Annotated in this window: 15 protein-coding genes; 5 read left to right on the forward strand and 10 right to left on the reverse strand. The window is 38.1% G+C overall.

The genetic code is table 11. The features are described from left to right. Positions 1-190: 190 nt before the first annotated feature. The gene (locus IQ228_RS06650; protein WP_193962455.1) at positions 191-622 is read left to right on the forward strand and encodes a DUF29 domain-containing protein; all 432 of its coding nucleotides are present in this window, start codon (positions 191-193) and stop codon (positions 620-622) included. A 75-nt stretch (positions 623-697) separates the two neighbouring features. Here IQ228_RS06650 and IQ228_RS06655 read toward each other — a convergent pair whose 3' ends face one another. The 3 genes from IQ228_RS06655 to aat form a co-directional block, all read right to left on the reverse strand. Beyond that, positions 698-1,744 (reverse strand): cyanophycinase, encoded by a 1,047-nt coding sequence (locus IQ228_RS06655; protein WP_193962456.1) that lies wholly within the window; start codon positions 1,742-1,744, stop codon positions 698-700. Positions 1,745-1,869: 125 nt separating this feature from the next. Next, positions 1,870-3,057: a glycosyltransferase family 4 protein gene (locus IQ228_RS06660; protein WP_027404108.1), complete on the reverse strand. Its 1,188-nt coding sequence runs from the start codon at positions 3,055-3,057 to the stop codon at positions 1,870-1,872. A 360-nt stretch (positions 3,058-3,417) separates the two neighbouring features. Continuing rightward, positions 3,418-3,993 carry a leucyl/phenylalanyl-tRNA--protein transferase gene (gene aat / locus IQ228_RS06665; RefSeq protein ID WP_027404107.1) on the reverse strand — a complete coding sequence of 192 codons (576 nt, stop codon included), beginning with the start codon at positions 3,991-3,993 and terminating at the stop codon, positions 3,418-3,420. A 53-nt stretch (positions 3,994-4,046) separates the two neighbouring features. Here aat and IQ228_RS06670 point away from each other — a divergent pair, with 53 nt between their 5' ends. Continuing rightward, a complete protein-coding gene (locus IQ228_RS06670) occupies positions 4,047-4,376 on the forward strand; it encodes a hypothetical protein (RefSeq protein WP_027404106.1) in 330 nt (109 codons plus the stop codon). 142 nt (positions 4,377-4,518) lie between these two features. Here the strand turns inward: IQ228_RS06670 and rpsN are convergent, their stop codons facing one another. The 3 genes from rpsN to ppsA form a co-directional block, all read right to left on the reverse strand. Next, positions 4,519-4,821, reverse strand: a complete 303-nt coding sequence (gene rpsN / locus IQ228_RS06675) for a 30S ribosomal protein S14 (RefSeq protein WP_027404105.1) — start codon at positions 4,819-4,821, stop codon at positions 4,519-4,521. A 413-nt stretch (positions 4,822-5,234) separates the two neighbouring features. After that, on the reverse strand, positions 5,235-6,743 hold the full coding sequence (locus IQ228_RS06680; RefSeq protein ID WP_027404104.1) for a pyruvate kinase: 1,509 nt from the start codon (positions 6,741-6,743) through the stop codon (positions 5,235-5,237). Between the two features lie 279 nt (positions 6,744-7,022). Further along, positions 7,023-9,458 (reverse strand): phosphoenolpyruvate synthase, encoded by a 2,436-nt coding sequence (gene ppsA, locus IQ228_RS06685; RefSeq protein ID WP_027404103.1) that lies wholly within the window; start codon positions 9,456-9,458, stop codon positions 7,023-7,025. A 335-nt stretch (positions 9,459-9,793) separates the two neighbouring features. On the opposite strand from ppsA, the gene IQ228_RS06690 reads away from it, so the two are divergent. Further along, a complete protein-coding gene (locus tag IQ228_RS06690; protein WP_035083202.1) occupies positions 9,794-10,072 on the forward strand; it encodes a hypothetical protein in 279 nt (92 codons plus the stop codon). 164 nt (positions 10,073-10,236) lie between these two features. Here the strand turns inward: IQ228_RS06690 and IQ228_RS06695 are convergent, their stop codons facing one another. From IQ228_RS06695 to ileS, 3 genes are all read right to left on the reverse strand, one after another. Then, positions 10,237-10,818 carry a Uma2 family endonuclease gene (locus IQ228_RS06695; protein WP_193962457.1) on the reverse strand — a complete coding sequence of 194 codons (582 nt, stop codon included), beginning with the start codon at positions 10,816-10,818 and terminating at the stop codon, positions 10,237-10,239. A gap of 56 nt (positions 10,819-10,874) precedes the next feature. Beyond that, entirely contained in the window at positions 10,875-11,480 is a 606-nt protein-coding gene (locus IQ228_RS06700; protein ID WP_027404102.1) for a Uma2 family endonuclease, read from the reverse strand. Between the two features lie 178 nt (positions 11,481-11,658). Next, the gene (gene ileS / locus IQ228_RS26490) at positions 11,659-14,934 is read right to left on the reverse strand and encodes an isoleucine--tRNA ligase (RefSeq protein WP_370566833.1); all 3,276 of its coding nucleotides are present in this window, start codon (positions 14,932-14,934) and stop codon (positions 11,659-11,661) included. Between the two features lie 164 nt (positions 14,935-15,098). Here ileS and IQ228_RS06715 point away from each other — a divergent pair, with 164 nt between their 5' ends. Both IQ228_RS06715 and IQ228_RS06720 read left to right on the forward strand, forming a co-directional pair. Further along, positions 15,099-16,292, forward strand: coding sequence for an AAA family ATPase (locus tag IQ228_RS06715; RefSeq protein WP_027404100.1), 1,194 nt, complete (start codon positions 15,099-15,101; stop codon positions 16,290-16,292). Continuing rightward, complete coding sequence (locus IQ228_RS06720; RefSeq protein WP_035083200.1) at positions 16,292-17,074, forward strand: DUF4276 family protein; 783 nt, start codon at positions 16,292-16,294, stop codon at positions 17,072-17,074. The genes IQ228_RS06715 and IQ228_RS06720 overlap by 1 nt, the downstream gene beginning before the upstream one ends. Before the next feature lie 24 nt (positions 17,075-17,098). Here IQ228_RS06720 and IQ228_RS06725 read toward each other — a convergent pair whose 3' ends face one another. Further along, positions 17,099-17,443 (reverse strand): hypothetical protein, encoded by a 345-nt coding sequence (locus IQ228_RS06725; protein ID WP_193962458.1) that lies wholly within the window; start codon positions 17,441-17,443, stop codon positions 17,099-17,101. Between the last annotated feature and the right edge of the window lie 488 nt (positions 17,444-17,931).

Here is a 17,931-nt window from a genome sequence, read left to right on the forward strand (position 1 = left end):
TCCTCCATCTCCTATCGCAGCCATATTATATTATTTAGAAAGTCGTAATCAAGGAGTTTATACTTTTATTGAAAATTTAAAACATCATGGAGTTAGTGAAGAAATAATTAATATAGCTTTAAATGAAATGACTCAGTGATTATTGATTATAATATCATCAAATAATAGTAGTCAGAGGTAAATTAAATTTATGACCATAACCTATCAAACAGATTTCAATATGTGGCTTGAAGAAACAGCCCAATTATTACTAGAAAATCGCTGGCAAGAAATAGATAAAGAACATTTAATTGAGGAGATTTCTGAATTGGGTAAAAGTGAACGACGGGCAATTTCTAGTCAATTAATTCGTCTACTTTTACACCTACTCAAATGGCAATATCAACCTCAACGACGTTCTGATAGTTGGCTAGATTCTATCACAGATGCTCGTACTCAAATTGAATTAACTATTAAAGATAGTCCCAGTCTCAAAAATTATCCTCAAGAACAATTGGAAGACAGCTATGAAAAAGCACGTCGTCAAGCAGCTAAACAAACAGGATTGATAATTTCTACATTTCCTGAAGAATGTCTTTATGCTTTGGAATTAATTTTAGATGAAAATTGGCTGCCACAATAGTAAATTCACATTCGGTGAATATCACAAAGCCCACCTGAGTGGGCTAATGAGGTGGATTTGTGTAGAGAAATGGTACTAATAAGGATCTGAATCAAACCTTCCCCGCTTCACACTTCTGAGATAATAACCCCGTGATGGTAATTTATTTAAGTCGAAAGTTTCACCTCTAGGAACTCGCCAGATTTTGTAGTCGTGATAGGTGAGAGGAGTCCCCTTTTCACAAATTTCTGGGGGATGATCTCCTAAAACAAAATAGGCTGAACCTTTACCCACAACTTTAGCAATACCATATTTATCAACTAGTAAAGATGTTTGTTCACTAATTGCTATCCCTAATGCTTTTGAAGATACACCATCTTGAATTTGTCGGGCAATAAAAACCATAATTCTTCCCATTCTTTTGCGTTCATCAAAGTGGGTATCAATGATAGTTCCGCGCAAATATTTCCACTGGAAAAAATTATAGGTAAAGGTAATATTCCCGTAAGGATCATCAAGGGCTTCATGAGTTTCAATACTATCTTCACAAGCACAAGAATCATAAACATATTCACTTTGAATCATCGCCCCGGCACTTGTACCCCCAATCGCACCACCTTTATCGTAAACTGACTTGATAGCAACTTCTAATTTAGTATTTTTCCAGTGGCGAATATATTCACATTGATCACCACCTGCAAAGAAAATTACGCCAGCATTTCTGACTTTATCAAAAATATCGGTTCTGTTCGCTTCTTGACGATTACGAATGATGAGAGTTTCTACATATTTGACACCTCTCATGGGATAAATTAACTGATTGTAATCATCATTACCAGCAGCCCGAATGACTAAAACATTAACTTTATTGTCGCTGTAACTACCGCCTCTGACTTGATTAATCATCCATTGGATAGCGTCATCAACATCAGGACCACCTCCACCTAAGTTATGAACAGGACCAGCTAATTTAGGGAGTTTATAAGCTGGTTTGGCGGTGGGAGTCCGGCTATCGGCGATGATATCCTCAAAGAACCGTTTTAACTTGGCTGTTAAACGATCTAGGATACGATTTATCATCTTCAATAAGCTGTTTTTTGCATTTTGCAAATGCTTGGATGTATTTAGGAATGCCTTTGTCATATTAAAATCTTGTCAAGCAAACAGCAATCATTTCTAACTTTCGCATTGTCCAAGGCTAAATTCCTAGCGTACAGGGTTTGTAGTGTTTTTTTATGGCAAATTATCAGCGTAATCTTTGATTCTCGTTACCAGACAATTTCTGCTCGTTCTTGCACTACTCTTTTATAAACCATTTCTGTTTGCTTACCTAATTTTGTCCAGCTAAATCTTTTTTCTAAATCTGCATAAGCGTTATTTACCAACCATTGACAATAATCTGGGTTTTTCAAAACTTCTAATATTCCCCAAGCTACAGAGTCCGAGTTGTTTACCCAAGTGGTAATTCCCGTTTTTGTGTGTTGAACTACTTCTGGTAAACCACCAGTATCGGAAACTATGACTGGTACGCGAGAGGCAAAACTTTCTAAGGCAACTATACCAAAGGGTTCATAAAGACTGGGAAAAACTGCACAGTCAGCAATGGTTTGAAATTTATCTAAGTATTCATCAGTCAGAAACCCAGTAAAGTAACACTTGTTCCAAATTCCCAAATCCCAAGCTTGACGTTTAAGATGGTCAGTATTACCACCACCGACGATAACAAATTTAACATTACCTTCCATTTCCCATAGTACCTTGGGGGCGGCATTAAGTAATATGGGTACGCCTTTTTCATAAGTCATGCGACCAAGATAATACACAATTTTTTCATAATCTGCGGCAAATCGTCGCCGAAAATCTTGAGCATGAAAATCTTGATGATGTATTTTCTTTTCTGGGCGGATACCATTATAGATTACGTCAATTTTATCATTAGTAATATGTAGCGTTTGAATCATTTGCTGACGCATATATTCACTACAAACGATGACTCGCCAAGCATTGTGAGCTAGTGCATATTCTTTATCATGAATATAGCGTTGGGTATCATTATGAATGCCGTTATAGCGTCCATGTTCAGTGGCGTGAATTGTGGCAATGAGGGGAATTTTAAAGGTATGCTTGAGAGCGATCGCTGCATCTCCAACTAACCAATCATGGCCATGAATCAGATCAAATGGACCTTTGTCGGTCAACAACTGACCACCATGTTTTCCCATGCTCTCATTTAAGTTTACCACCCAGTGGAAAAAATCGTTACTAGCAGGTACTGGGACACGATGGATATGAATTCCTTCAACCACCTCATACAAGGATGCTGGACCGAATTCTGGCGTGATTAGGTGGATATCATGACCTAGCTTGATTAGTTCCGGGTACAACTCAGCAACGTGACGAGCAATTCCCCCAACTATCCTCGGTGGAAATTCCCAACTCAGCACTAATATCTTCATTTGACTCCCCGATGATTGACAAAAATCTCGAAAGTTTAAAAACTATAATTATCTCAAAAAAAATAACTTTGGCTACTACAATACCTTGTCCATTTTTTGTAGGTCGGGTTAAGCGACAGCGCAACCCGACGCATTTGTTGGGTTATGGCTATGGCTCCTACGTCGCCACGCAAGCTATCGCCACACTTCGTGAACGTGCCATTGCTCCGCAACGCTGACGCGAACAACCCAACCTTGTATCTTAGAGGTATGCTAGATATTCATCAGATTAAATCATATTGCAGATCACTGAGGTACAGGATATAACTGCCAAGTGACTCCTGACTGGGCGCAGGCCCTGCGCCCCTACCTCCTGACTCCTTAAATTAAGTTACAAGAACTTGATACAGCTTGTTTAAGTAAAACTGCATATTCTTCACTACTAATATGATAAGCGCCAAATCTAGCTAAATGAGGATTCATCATTTGTGCGTCAAATAGTCTAAATTTCTGTTGACGCAATCTTTCCACTAACTTGACCATTGCTACCTTAGAACCTTCGGAAATGTTGAAAAACATGGATTCACCAATAAAAGCGCCACCAATGACAATTCCCAAAATTCCCCCAGCTAATTTATCACCAAACCAAGTTTCAAAACTATAAGCGTAACCATTTTGGTAAAGTAACTCATAAATCTTGACTAATTCTGGAGAAATCCAAGTTGTGTCCCGGTTAGCACAGCCAGCAACTACTCCTAAAAAGTCCCGGTTAATGGCAACTGTAAACCTTTCTTGGTTAATGACGCGCTGTAATGATTTAGGATAGCGAAAGCGTTCATCCAAAGGGATTAGAGTCCGTTCCTTACTTCCATACCATCCCAGGTTATTACTTTCATCAGACATGAGAAAATAACCTTGAGCATAACCCCGAACAATAGCATCAACATCATATTCCATTATCTTCTTCTAAGATTACCCTAGCGAACAAATTCTATATAAAATATACAAAAATGACTCCAGCAATTCCACCCATTACCTTACCTCCTTCGGAAAATCCCCAGCAAGAAGGTGAATGGTTACAACAAAACCTGTTACATTGGCTTGATGAAGAGTTTATTCCTGAAGCAATCAATCAAAATATTGCCCAGCGGGTATCACAGATTTTTGTAAGACAACGCATGGAGGGAGAAAATGATTTAGGTTCTCTGGTAATTGCTATTGTCACAGAGATGCAATCATTTGATTTTTCTAAAAGTTTTTTTGGAGAGTTTGCGATCGCCAACGCCGTTAGCGATCTACTCTTAGATAGCCTGGGAATTGATTATTGTTGTGGGCAATAATACCTTGGTCATTGGTCATTGGTAATAGGGAATAGGGAATAGGGAACAGGGAACAGGGAATAGGGGGATATTTCTCTTGCCTCTTGCCTCTTGCCTCTTGCCTCTTGCCTCCTTCTACTGACCACTGACCATTGACGACTAACTACCAGCTAGACTTAACAACACCTGGTAAAAGACCTTCATGGGCCCATTCCCGAAGTACGTTCCGAGATAGTCCGAAATCACGGTAAACGCCTCTAGGACGACCAGTTAACCAGCAACGGTTGTGCTTACGAGTAGGCGCACTGTTACGGGGTAGTTGTTGAATTTTACGGTGAACTTCTAACTTCAGCAACGGAGATTCTGCTGTTCTAAACTCTTCTAATAGTGCTTCTCGCTTTTCAGCATACTTAGCTACCATTTTGGCGCGTTTCTTCTCGCGCTCAATCATACTCTTTTTCGCCATGAATTCCCTAATCTAATGAAAGACAGCATTCCCTATTCTACACCTTTATTGGCGATTATAGAGAAAATGGCATTGACACTCTCCGGTCTAAAGACGCGGAGATTCTATAGAGAGTTTCAGTCTATATCCCTCAGTTATCCCAGTTTCAGGCATTGCCTTAAATATTTGGGTTCTTGCCCTGATTTCGTTGGCCCTGGCGGGCGAAATCATATCTGACAAGCGTAACTTTCCGAGAGTCCCTCGGTAGCTTTTTATGTCTTTAGTGACAGTATAGTTGTATCACGAATATGGATTAAAATCAATGCAGGATAAATCCTGCCTCTAGCCTTCATCCCTTGTCTAAAGCCCAAATGTGGCTATCCTGAGTCACCCACATTTTCAAGGGTTTTCGGCGTTCTTCCTTATAAAGATAGTTACCAAGAATGTAAAGCCCGTAACTGAGGTGTTTTTTTGACTTGATGGGCTTGCATTCTTGTGAGGACATCATCTAAAATGCCTACGGCTTCAATAATATAATCACCCTTATTGAGCATGACACATTCTGCCCGTTCTGACATGGCAGCATCAGTAATTTCTGCCCGTGACGGCATTCCGTGTTTAACAAGATTTTCTAAGACTTGAGTTGCCCAAATTACAGGGATATGGGCAGCTTCACATAACCATAGTATTTCTTCTTGAATTTCTGCCAGCCGTTGATAACCAATTTCCAGTGCCAAATCTCCTCTGGCAATCATAATTCCAAAGGGTTGTTTCCCGGCGGCTTGAATAATTAATTCTGGCAAATTACTCACTGCTAAGGGTGTTTCTATTTTGGCAACTATGGCAGGTGTGGGAGAATTTTCTGGTAATCTTGTTGCTAATTCCTGTTGTAAAAGCTGAATATCTGCGGGTGTTTGCACATAGGAATAACCGATAATATCAACTTGATTGGCATGGGTGGTGATAAAATCTAAATCTTGTTGATCTTTTGTTGTTAAAGAACTCAAATGTAAGTCAGTGTCAGGAAAATTAATGCCTTTCTCTGGTGATATTTTCTCACCTTTGAGACGGGCATGGGTGATTTTCAACCACACTCCTTCGGATGTAATTGACTCGACATAAGCACCAATGCGCCCATCATCAATCCAAACTAATGTGCCAATTTTCAGTTCTGTTAATACTTCGGGAATTGTGCAACTAACTTGGAAACATTCAGAATCAATATTCGTGGGTAACTCATGGGTGAGGAGGAGAGATTCACCTTTAAATATTCGTTGTTTGGGGCTGGGGGCAATGGCAAATTTAATTCTGGTTTTTGGACCACTTAAATCCATGAGAATTTTACAAGCAGATCCTAATTCTAATTCTGCTTGTTTGACATTGTTAATCATTGCTAACCATTCAACGGCGGTATCATGGGCGCAATTAATTCTTACACAGTTTGTCCCTTGACGAATGATATCTCGTAGAAATTTGTAATTGGTAGCAGATTCAGTTGGTAACGTTACCATAATTCTGACACGACGGTGATCGAGGGTATTGCCAAATAAATCTTCGGTATTTTGTTGAAGTAGGCGATCGCCTTCAAAAAATGCGTCCAAAGGTGGATGTATAATTACAGAATCATTATCTGTGCCACAAACTGCCTGTAAGGTGGCAATCACCGCATCTAAGGTCGGTAAAACCTTAGCTTCTATCCTCCCCAATGAGGACAAACCCCAAGGCATTAAAGCCGCTTGCAGTTGTCGCAAATCGTGTCTTCTCAGTGCCAGATAATAGGCAAGATTGAGACTACTATTAATAAAAGATTGTCGGTGAATTTGCTTTTTCCACCTTTGAAATATTTCTTTTCCTTCCTCATCAACAGATTGACGAAGTTCTTGTAATGTGGTAAGCAAAACACAAGGATCAGATAAGTCCAACTCTACATTAGTAGACTGCATATTAATAAATTCAACTCCACTAATTTAAAAATCTTTTTTTATCTAACCACAGAGGTAACAGAGAGAAGAAAAAATTCTTGACTGAATTGTATTGGACTATAACGGATATTTAAATTCACTTTTTACCTACTGTTAACTAACCCTTTCAAAGAAAATAAAAATGTTGAAAAATTCTCTCCTAACCTCCTTCCTCTGTGTCCTCTGTGCCTCTGTGGTTAGATAAATTATTTTCAACCCACTTCAGACACAGAAAGCGCAGATTTTCGATTCACCTATTACCTATTCCCCTTTTTCTGCTTTCGCAATTTCTAACATTGTCTTAATCACAGAATCAGGGTTGAGACTAATAGAATCTATACCTTGTTCAACTAAGAAACGGGCAAATTCTGGATAATCGCTGGGTGCTTGTCCACAAATACCAATTTTGCGACCATTTTGTTTAACAGTAGTTATGGCTTTGGCAATTATTCGTTTTACAGCTTCGTTGCGTTCATCAAATAAATGGGCTACTAATTCAGAATCTCGATCTAATCCTAATGTTAATTGGGTTAAATCATTAGAACCAATGGAGAACCCATCAAAGACTTGGCTAAATTCATCAGCTAATAAAACGTTACTTGGTAACTCGCACATAACGTAAACTTCTAAGCCATTTTCGCCTTTGACTAAGCCATTTTTTGCCATTTCCTCTAATACCCGTTTTCCTTCTTCGGGAGTGCGACAAAAGGGAACCATGAGAATCATATTGGTTAAACCCATTTCTTCTCGTACCCGTTTCATGGCTTGACATTCTAAGGCAAAACCTTCACGATAACGAGGATCATAATAACGGGAAGCACCACGCCAACCAAGCATGGGATTTTCTTCTTTGGGTTCAAATTGTCTACCACCTAAGAGGTTTGCATATTCATTACTTTTGAAATCTGATAATCGGACAATTACAGGTTTGGGATAAAATGCTGCGGCAATTGTGCCGATACCTTGCGCCAATTTAGCAATAAAGAATTCGGCTTTATCTTCATATTGTGCCGTTAATTCGCTAATTTTATATTTGGCAAGTTCGTCTTCTAATTCGTTAAAATGTAGTAATGCTAAAGGATGGGCTTTAATATGGTTAGCAATGATAAATTCCATTCTGGCTAAACCAACACCATCATTAGGAATTGCTGTCAAACCTAAAGCTTCTTCAGGATTACCCACATTCATCATAATTTTGGTGCGGGTACGGGGTAAGTTATCTAATGGTAATTCTTGAATTTCAAAGTTTAATAAACCTGAGTAAACTTGACCGGTTTCCCCTTCGGCACAGCTAACAGTAATCTCTTGTCCTGTTTGTAATATTTCTGTTGCATTTCCACAACCCACAATAGCAGGAATACCCATTTCTCTGGCAATAATTGATGCATGACAAGTCCTCCCACCAGAGTTAGTGACAATAGCACTGGCTTTTTTCATAATCGGTTCCCAGTCGGGGTCTGTGCGGTTAGTAACTAACACTTCTCCGGCTTGGAAGAGATGAATTTCCGGCACATCTAGAATTACTCTAGCTTTACCTTGACCGATCATTTCGCCAACGCTGCGACCTGTTAACAAAACTTGACTTTTTTCTTGGAGTTGATAACTTCTGAGAACGGTTTTTGATTTTTGTGATTGAACTGTTTCTGGTCTAGCTTGGACGATAAATAACTCACCAGTTATGCCATCTTTTGCCCATTCAATATCCATTGGGGTGGATATTCCCCGAACTTGGGAATAATGATCTTCAATGATACAAGTCCATTCCGCTAGTTGGAGGATTTCTTGATCATTTAGGGCAAATTGATGCCGTTCAAGTTGAGGAACGGAAATATTTTTGGTTAATTTTGATCCGCCTAGATCATAAACCATTTTAATTTCTTTTGTTCCCAACCGCTTTTGGAGAATGGGTTTATATCCTTTTTTTAAAGTTGGTTTAAATACTAAATATTCATCTGGGTTAACTGCACCTTGGACTATATTTTCACCCAAACCATAAGCAGCGGTAATTAAAGCGGCATTTTGAAACCCTGTTTCTGTGTCAATGGAAAACATGACTCCAGAAGATGCTAAATCAGAACGTACCATTTTTTGGACACCGACTGATAAGGCTACTTCAAAATGATCGAAACCTCTTATTTGTCGGTAGGAAATTGCCCTGTCTGTGAAAATAGAGGCAAAGCATTTATGGCAAGATTCTAATACACCTTTGATGCCATGAACATTCAGGTAGGTTTCCTGTTGTCCCGCAAAACTAGCATCTGGTAAGTCTTCGGCTGTAGCACTAGAACGAACAGCTACATCAGTATTAATATCGTATTCTTCACAAAGATTTTGATAGGATTTAGCGATCGCTTCCTGTAATTCTAGCGGAAATGGGGTTTCTAGCATCAATGATCTGGCTTTTTTGCCACATTCTTGCAAATTATCCATATCTTCGACATCTAAATCTGCAAAAATCTTTCGCAGTTTTGCCTCTAACCCAGCCGCAGTAATGAAGTATCTATAAGCATAAGCCGTAGTCGCAAATCCCGTGGGAACTTTTACCCCTTGAGAACTTAGCTGTTGAATCATTTCGCCTAAAGAGGCATTTTTACCACCTACTAGGGGAATATCCGCAATTCCTACGGCATTAAAGGGTAATACTAAAGCTTCTTGTGTAATTTGGCTATTTTCTTGGTTGCGTTTAATTTCCAACATATTCTGAGATTCCTTAAATAGCTACTGTTATTTAATTCAGAACCCATTCTGTTTATGCACGGACAGTTTAAAGATGTTGCGAGGATATAGAGGAGGGGACGGGATTTACTACCAGATGTCTCACCCATTTAAGATTACTCTAGTTTAGAATGTAAATAAATATAGAGGCAATATAGCGAAATATTACGTAATATATTGTTCTTGCAAATATTCTCACAATCCCCCCATCCTTGAGAGTTAAAATTCAGGAATGTACATAAGAAGTTTTATTTTATCTCAATTCATTACATGACTACATTTAGCCAAACGCTTGCAAAGAAGGACTTAAAACTATTATGCCTCAATGCCCTTGTTGTTCCGATTCACTCTTACACCATATTCGTGGCACTGAATCTTATTGGTTTTGCCGCAGTTGTTGGCAAGAAATGCCTGTATTAACTCAACGTCACACTGCTAATGTCCCGAAACCGATTTTAGCAAAACTAGCTAAAAAAATCGCCCTACCAGAACATCGTCTCGGTTCTCATGGTTTGATTCAACCAAATTCTTTCCAATCAAGATTAGAGGGAAACTGGGATAGAGACATTGTAAGCAACGTTCCTAGAGAATTTTAATTTGTAATTTGTGGTGAAAATTTTCTCGCTAAAGCTGGAATACAATTTATGGCGTTGGTGAATTGGGGTATGAAAGTCGAAAATTCCATCTCTCAAACTCTTACTCTCTGCGCCTCTGCGTGGAATAAAATCATACTTTTACTCAGCAACACCCAATTTATTTATTACCAAATCAGACTTAAATCTAAAATAAATCCGGGTAATAAATCTTCACCAGTTAATGTTTGAGGATTATCCAATTCTTCCACAGCTTGACCAGGACGATAAATAAATACTTTACGTTGTTTTCTATCAATTAACCAAGCTAATTTAACGCCATTATCTATATATTCTTGCATTTTCTCTTGTAATGGTTTTAAATTGTCGCTGGAAGAACGTAATTCAATGACAAAATCAGGTGCAATAGGAGCAAATTTATTCTGTTGTTGTGGGGTTAAACTATCCCAACGTTCTTTTTTTATCCAAGCAACATCAGGAGAAATATCTTTTCCATTTGGTAGTTTAAAACCTGTGGAAGAGTCAAAACCTTTACCTAATTTTGTTTGTTTATTCCAAATTCCTAATTCCACAGCAATATCAAAGTTTCTATTTCCCGTATCGCTACCAGTTGGTGGCATAATTATTAATTCCCCTGCTGCTGTGCGTTCAAATCTCAAATCACGGTTATTTTGACAGAGTTGGAAAAATTCCTCATCTGTTAAATTGATATTTAATGTTAGGTGAGGAGGTAAAGTTGTGGTATTCATTGAATATTACACTTTTGTTCTATTTTTTGTCAAAAAGATTGAAGCACATTTATTGATTACCAAATCTGACTTAAATCTAAAACAAATCCGGGTAATAAATCCTCACCAGTTAATGTTTGGGGATTATCTAATTCTTCCACAGCTTGACCGGGACGATAAATAAATACTTTCCATTGTTTTCTATCAATTAACCATCCTAATTGTGTACCATTATCTATATATTCTTGCATCTTTTCTTGCAGAATCTTTAAATTATCAGTTTCTGAACGCAATTCAATAATAAACTCAGGACAAATAGGCGCAAATTTTTTCCTTTGTTCTGCTGGTATTGCTTCCCATTTTGTGCGGTTTATCCAAGCTGCGTCGGGAGAACGCACTGCACCATTAGGTAAGGTAAAACCACCACTAGAACCAAATCCTACTCCTGTACCGTTTTGTTTTGTCCAAATACCTAATTCACCAATTAAATTAAAATTACGTTCACCTGTTTCTAAATCTGTAGGTGACATAATTAATAAATCTCCAAATTGATTACGTTCAATTCTTAAATCACGGTTTAATTGACAAAACTCAAAGAATTGCTCATCACTTATAATAATATTTGGTTGCATTTTCAAAACCATTGGTAAGGTTTCTATAACTACAGTTGTTTGAGTTTTCATAGTTTTTGTTTTCATATTATTAGGACTTACACAAAATATCCTCAAAACCTCTTTCCTCTGTGTCCTCTGTGCCTCTGTGGTTAGATATTCCGTGATTCGTGCGTAAGTCCTGATTATGTATGATAGGGAAAACATTGTTGCGTGTAGGGGTTTAGCATTGCTAAACCCTTACATGATTTTAAAATTCTCCAGCTAAAGCGGGAATACAGCGTTCACACAATAATGGATGTTCTGCTGATTCACCCACATGGGGAGAATAGTTCCAACAGCGATCGCATTTGTGATATGATTTTCCATCATGTTCGTAATCTGCGGCATTGACTACGCCAATATCCCAATTATCCTCACCTTGAACCCGCAAAGTTTTTAATCCTTTTAATGCGTCAGGAGTATCTAATAATTGCACACTGGAAGTTAGGAACAAATACCGTAATTCATCAATTCCATTACCGCTAACATTCAAAGGTTCGATAGCAGTGGATAATTTTTCATCACTCAGATAAATCAAAGCAATAGCTTCTAGAGAAGAACCAATTAACTTTTCTGTCCGTGCTTGTTCTAAAACCTTATTAACATCACCACGAATCCGGCGCAGTGTTTTCCAAAATTCCGCTAATTCAGGATTATCCCATTTATCATCCACTTGCACCCAACCAGCTTGAAACACTGATTTATATTGTGTTTCGTAGGGGATAAATTGCCAGATATCCTCCGCAGTATGACACAAAACAGGGGCGATCGCTCTGGCTAAATTCTCCAAAGCAATTTGCAACACCGTTTGACAACTACGACGACGGAAAGCATCAGCCGAACTGATATATAATCTATCCTTCGCAACATCTAAATAAAAGTTCGACAAATCCACAACACAGAAATTCTGCACAGTTTGGAAAAAGCGGAAAAACTGGAAACTATCAAAAGCGTCCGTCACCTCATTAAACACCTCACGAATGCGGTGTAACATATACTTATCCAAATCTGGTAAATCATCAAAAGCTACAGCATCCTTCTGAGGATCAAAATCATGCAAACTCCCCAATAAAAACCGCGCTGTGTTGCGAATCTTATTTCTGACATCAGCTAATTGCTTGATGATGTTACCACCCAACCGGACATCACCAGAATAATCAACCGAAGAAACCCACAACCGCAAAACATCCGCACCATAAGCAGGTTGTTGTTTTTGGTTAGTCCCACCTTGAATCATCAATTGAGGGTCTACCACATTCCCCACAGATTTGCTCATTTTTCGTCCATTTTCATCCAAGACGAAACCATGAGTTAACACAGTTTTATAAGGTGCAATGCCATTAACCGCCACACTGGTTAACAAAGATGATTGAAACCAACCGCGATGTTGGTCAGAACCTTCCAAATACATATCAGCAGGATAGCGTAACTCCGGTCTTTGCTTCGCTACTGCCGCCCAAGAAGAACCAGAATCAAACCAGACATCCATTGTATCTGTACCTCGGCGGTAAGTCTTGCCATTATGGCGATATGTTTCCGGTAACAACTCCTCTACCGACAACTCCCACCAAGCATCAGAACCCTTTTCGGCAATGATAGCTTGAACGTGGTTAATCGTGTCCGCATTCAGCAAAACTTCCCCAGTCGCTTCATCATAAAACACGGGAATCGGCACACCCCAAGAACGTTGACGAGAAATACACCAATCGGATCTTTCTGCTATCATCGGCGTGATGCGGTTTTCACCTTGCGCGGGAATCCAACGCACAGATGAAATAGCCTTTAAAGCCTCCTCCCTAAATCCTGCCACAGAAGCAAACCATTGTTCAGTAGCGCGGAAAATCGTCGGTTTCTTCGTTCTCCAATCATAAGGATACTTGTGAGGATAAGCTTCCTCCTTCAACAGAGAACCAGCTTCATGCAAAGCGTCAATAATCGCTTGATTCCCATCACCCAAAACATTCAAGCCAGAAAACTTACCAGCCTCATCCGTAAAATTCCCACTATCATCAACAGGGGCAAGAATCGGCAAACCGTAACGCTGACCAACAATGTAGTCTTCTTGACCATGACCAGGAGCAGTATGAACCAACCCAGTCCCCGACTCAGTAGTGATATAATCACCACCAACCACCACCGGACTTTCACGGTCAAAAAGAGGATGACGATAAGTAGTATGTTCCAAATCCTGACCAGAGAATTTAGCTTTTACCGTTAACTGCATATTCAACTTAGCAGCTAAACCTTCCACCAACTCAGCCGCAACAATGAGATATTTGGGAAGTTGTTTTCGTTGTCCCCCTGTTGCTAGTTGTCGCAAAGCTTGCATATAGTCAGCATCTTGACCAAGTTTATCCTGCTGGGGTTTGCCTTTTGCTTCCCAAATTTCTCTAGCTCTATTTTCAACCTCTTGTTTTGTAAATCCGCGTTCTAGTTCTAGCAAAGCTTGCATATAGTCAGCATCTTGACCAAGTTTATCCTGCTGTGGTCTGCCTTTTGCTTCCCAAATTTCTCTAGCTCTGTTTTTAACGTCTTGTTTTGTAAGTCCGTGTTCTAGTTCTAGTAAAGCTTGCAAATAGTCAGCGTCTTGACCAAATTTATCCTGCTGCGGTCTGCCTTTTGCTTCCCAAATTTCTCTAGCTCTATTTTCAACGTCCTGTTTCGCAAATTCCTGTCTAGTTGAAACTAAAGCATAATTCAAATCTGCGTTAACAGCTACAGCCAAATTACCGGGAATAGTCCAGGGTGTAGTAGTCCACACAGCTACGCCCAAATCAGGCAAGAAAGCATCCAAACTAGCTTTTAACCCTTCGGCAACCTTCACCACCGGAAAAGCGGCGTAAATACTGCGAGAAACGTGACCTTCAGGATATTCTAACTCAGCTTCTGCTAAAGCGGTTTTAGAACTAGGACTCCAATGCACTGGCTTTAAACCGCGATAGATATAACCTTTGAGGAACATTTCCCCAAAAACGCCAATTTGCGCGGCTTCGTATTCTGGTTTTAAGGTTAAATAAGGATTTTCCCAATCACCCCAAATCCCATAGCGTTTAAAGCTTTCTCTTTGTTCGTCTACGGTTTTTAGTGCGAACTCTTTGGCTTTTTGACGCAATTGCAAAGGAGTGAGATTTTGCCGTTCTGCCTGTTTCATATTTTGCAGAACTTTCAACTCAATGGGCAATCCGTGACAATCCCAGCCAGGAACGTAGCGAATTTTACGACCTTGGAGCAAATGGTAGCGGTTAATAATATCTTTGAGAATCTTATTTAAAGCATGACCAATATGCAACTGACCGTTAGCATAGGGAGGACCATCGTGCAGTATAAATAATTCGCCAGGATTGTTTTGTGCCAGTTGAGAATAAATGTTGTTTTCTTCCCAGAATTTTTGGATTTCGGGTTCGCGCTTGATTGCGTTTGCCCGCATATCGAAGTTAGTCTTGGGTAAGTTGACGGTATCTTTGTATTTTCCAGTTTCGGTCACAGTTTCATGCCTAAATGTAGGTGTGCAGGTTATCCGATCAATTATAGGAGATTGGCATGAAAACCAAAATTCTCTCTTTTGCTCACATTGAAAGAGATATATAAGAAATGCTGCCGTAATCTATGATAAAATTAACGCGTTAATAAATGGTAATGGTATTGTTAATGCCTAATAAACTAAATCATTTACACATCAAAAATTTTCGCTCCCTTGCGGATATTCATATTACACCTAGTAGTTTAAACATTCTTTTTGGTCCTAATGGAGCAGGAAAATCAACATTTTTAGATACAATATGGTTCATTAGAGATTGTGCAATTAGAGGTGTTGATTCTGCTGCTTCTTTTAGAGATCATGGTATTGGTATTCTGTGGGATGGAGCAAATACAACTGATAATATATTAATTTCCATAGAAGATGAATCAACTAAATATGAGGTTTTATTTGGTTTATCTGCTGGGAGAATAGAACCTTTTGTTGGTGAAAAATTAGTTAGAAAAAATAATAATGAATTACTAATTGATAGAACTATAGGTAGTGATAAAGCCACATTTTATCATCTTGGCATGGGACAAGATAAAACTACTATCACTCTCAGAGAACCGGAGAAACTAGCCCTCACTAGCTACGTAGCTTTTGGGACAAGTGATATAACTGCATTAGAGTTAGATAGATTGTTGCGTGCTGCTCGTTCCTATCATTTACGAGGTGCTTCTTTATTTAGTCTCAGAAGAGCAGGTTCAGAATCAGAAGCGGGTGATAGATTACAAGATAGATGTGAAAATTTATGGTCTGTTTTGAGAAATTTGCATGATAGACGAGTGATTGATGAAAGATACGATACTATCATGAATTTTATGAAAGAAAGTTTCCCTGGTTTTGATGGTTTGTATTTTGAACAAACTGGAAGAAATGTGGTCTATGCTAATTTTTTAGATAAAAAAAGACGTAAACCAATACAAGCATCAGGAGTATCCGATGGACATCTTCAAATGTTAATTAATCTGACTGCTTTATTTTCTGAAAAGCCTAATGGTTATTCATTAATTTTATTAGACGAACCTGATATATCTTTACATCCTTGGGCGTTAGCAGTGTTAGCAAAAGCTGTGAAACTCGCTACCGAAAAATGGAATAAACAGGTTTTTGTATCAACCCATTCTCCTGTACTCATTAGTCAGTTTGCACCAGAAAATATATGGGCAATGGAACTTGATAAAAATGGTCAAACTATGATGAAACGGGTTAGCGAAATAGAGGAAATACAAGATTTATTAGAAGATTATGCCACAGGTTCTTTGTATATGGCTGAAGCTATAGCACCTCAAAGTAAAGCTTTTACTGAGGAGTTAAAATAATGAATCAAGAAAATATAAATAGCAACCAACCATGCTATTTTTTTGAATTTGGATTATTTGTAACAGGGGAAACTGAAGAACAGCATCTACAAGATTTATTTAAAACTTTGATGGAAACTGGTATATGTACATTTAAAGTTATACATCGTATTGGACAACTTAACCCTATAACTTCCAAAAAAAAGAATTTAAAAATGGTTGGAATGGGTAAGATCATACCTGATAAAGATGCTGAAAAAATTGGATTTCCAGCCAGAGAGTATCTGTCTGAGAACCCATGTAGATATGTATTATTAGTAGATGATTTAGAAAATGATAGAGTAGCTCAAGCAGAACAAATTTTTCTACGATATCAAAATGCTTTAGATACCATTTTAAAAAATCAAAAACATCGTGCTTCCTTTCATTTTCTGGTTAATATGATTGAAGCTTATTACTTTGCTGATGCACAAGCTATCAATACAGTTTTAGGCACTTCTTTAACAGATTATCTTGAAGATGTTGAAACTATTCCTCACCCGAAAAATCAGTTAAAATCATTACATCGTGGGTTTGACGAAAAAGAAGATGGAGGTAAAATAATCAAACATTTGAGAGTTGAACATATTCTATCTCGTTCTGATACTTGTGCATCACTGCGAACTTTATTTTATTGGTGTTATAAAGTTTTGCAAAAATACCCAGAACCAGATGTTTTAGAGCTATTCCCTGTAGAACAGTATCACTTTCATGGTGGTATTTTAAGTGATATTACAAGACAGCAATTAGAAGACATTGAATAAAAAATTAGAAATACATCAATATTTTTATTCTTGTAGATTCTGTTCTTGATTTTTCAATGTTTCAGCTTGCATAGTTCGCGCTTTCGCAATCGTGCGACAATGATTAATTAACTGATAAACTGGGTTTTTTCCTCTATCAACAATTTCCTGCAATAAATCTTCAACTTCTTTATTCCAAGTTCCTCTCCCCGCAGCTTCATACAATGCTTTCTGTAAAGATGTATGTGCTTTCTTTCCAGTTCCAACTTGATCAACATTTTGCGGTAACTGATCTTTATTTCTAACTATTTGACTATTGATGTTATTATTAACTATGGGTAATTCTTTTTTAAACTCCACATCAAATAATTGAGAAAACTGCTTTGCCATTGCATCTATTGATGAAGCAAAATTTGTCCAAACAATAGCAGGAAGAAATGGAATTTGTCTATCTGTCCATAATTCCTTGTAAATTTGCCAATCTTCTATAGCTTGTAGTTCACTAGATTTAATTTGTAATGGATAATTTTTGTCATTGACTTTAACAATTAAATCCCATTTGAATTTAATATCAGCAATACTATTTTCACCTGTGGGATAAGCTGTAATATTTTCTAACTTTTCTAAAGCTAATATAACTCTTTTAACTGAAGCATCACCAATTTCATATTCAGGGGTATCTGTAGAATATAAAGTATTAGCACTATAGTCTTTACAAACAACATCTAATATTCTTTTGGGTATGGGATAAAGTTGATCATTTCCATAAAACCAAAATTACCTTCTGGATCTTCATATCTTGGAAATGGTAAAGGTTTTCCTGCTTCTGGAAGCCAATAAACTTCTTTTTTGATTTCAAATAAAATCGGATTAATAAC

The organism is Dolichospermum sp. LEGE 00246 (genome assembly GCF_015207865.1).
Lineage (GTDB): Bacteria > Cyanobacteriota > Cyanobacteriia > Cyanobacteriales > Nostocaceae > Dolichospermum > Dolichospermum heterosporum.

Excerpts from the sequence above, each read along its gene's own strand:
- IQ228_RS06725 (WP_193962458.1), bottom strand. The coding sequence starts at position 17,443 with ATGGCAAAGCAGTTTTCTCAATTATTTGATGTGGAGTTTAAAAAAGAA.
- IQ228_RS06695 (WP_193962457.1), bottom strand. The coding sequence starts at position 10,818 with ATGAATACCACAACTTTACCTCCTCACCTAACATTAAATATCAATTTA.
- ppsA (WP_027404103.1), bottom strand. The coding sequence starts at position 9,458 with ATGTTGGAAATTAAACGCAACCAAGAAAATAGCCAAATTACACAAGAA.
- IQ228_RS06660 (WP_027404108.1), bottom strand. The coding sequence starts at position 3,057 with ATGAAGATATTAGTGCTGAGTTGGGAATTTCCACCGAGGATAGTTGGG.
- aat (WP_027404107.1), bottom strand. The coding sequence starts at position 3,993 with ATGGAATATGATGTTGATGCTATTGTTCGGGGTTATGCTCAAGGTTAT.
- IQ228_RS06700 (WP_027404102.1), bottom strand. The coding sequence starts at position 11,480 with ATGAAAACTCAAACAACTGTAGTTATAGAAACCTTACCAATGGTTTTG.
- IQ228_RS06715 (WP_027404100.1), top strand. The coding sequence starts at position 15,099 with ATGCCTAATAAACTAAATCATTTACACATCAAAAATTTTCGCTCCCTT.
- IQ228_RS06650 (WP_193962455.1), top strand. The coding sequence starts at position 191 with ATGACCATAACCTATCAAACAGATTTCAATATGTGGCTTGAAGAAACA.
- IQ228_RS06690 (WP_035083202.1), top strand. The coding sequence starts at position 9,794 with ATGCCTCAATGCCCTTGTTGTTCCGATTCACTCTTACACCATATTCGT.
- IQ228_RS06720 (WP_035083200.1), top strand. The coding sequence starts at position 16,292 with ATGAATCAAGAAAATATAAATAGCAACCAACCATGCTATTTTTTTGAA.
- IQ228_RS06680 (WP_027404104.1), bottom strand. The coding sequence starts at position 6,743 with ATGCAGTCTACTAATGTAGAGTTGGACTTATCTGATCCTTGTGTTTTG.
- rpsN (WP_027404105.1), bottom strand. The coding sequence starts at position 4,821 with ATGGCGAAAAAGAGTATGATTGAGCGCGAGAAGAAACGCGCCAAAATG.
- IQ228_RS06670 (WP_027404106.1), top strand. The coding sequence starts at position 4,047 with ATGACTCCAGCAATTCCACCCATTACCTTACCTCCTTCGGAAAATCCC.
- IQ228_RS06655 (WP_193962456.1), bottom strand. The coding sequence starts at position 1,744 with ATGACAAAGGCATTCCTAAATACATCCAAGCATTTGCAAAATGCAAAA.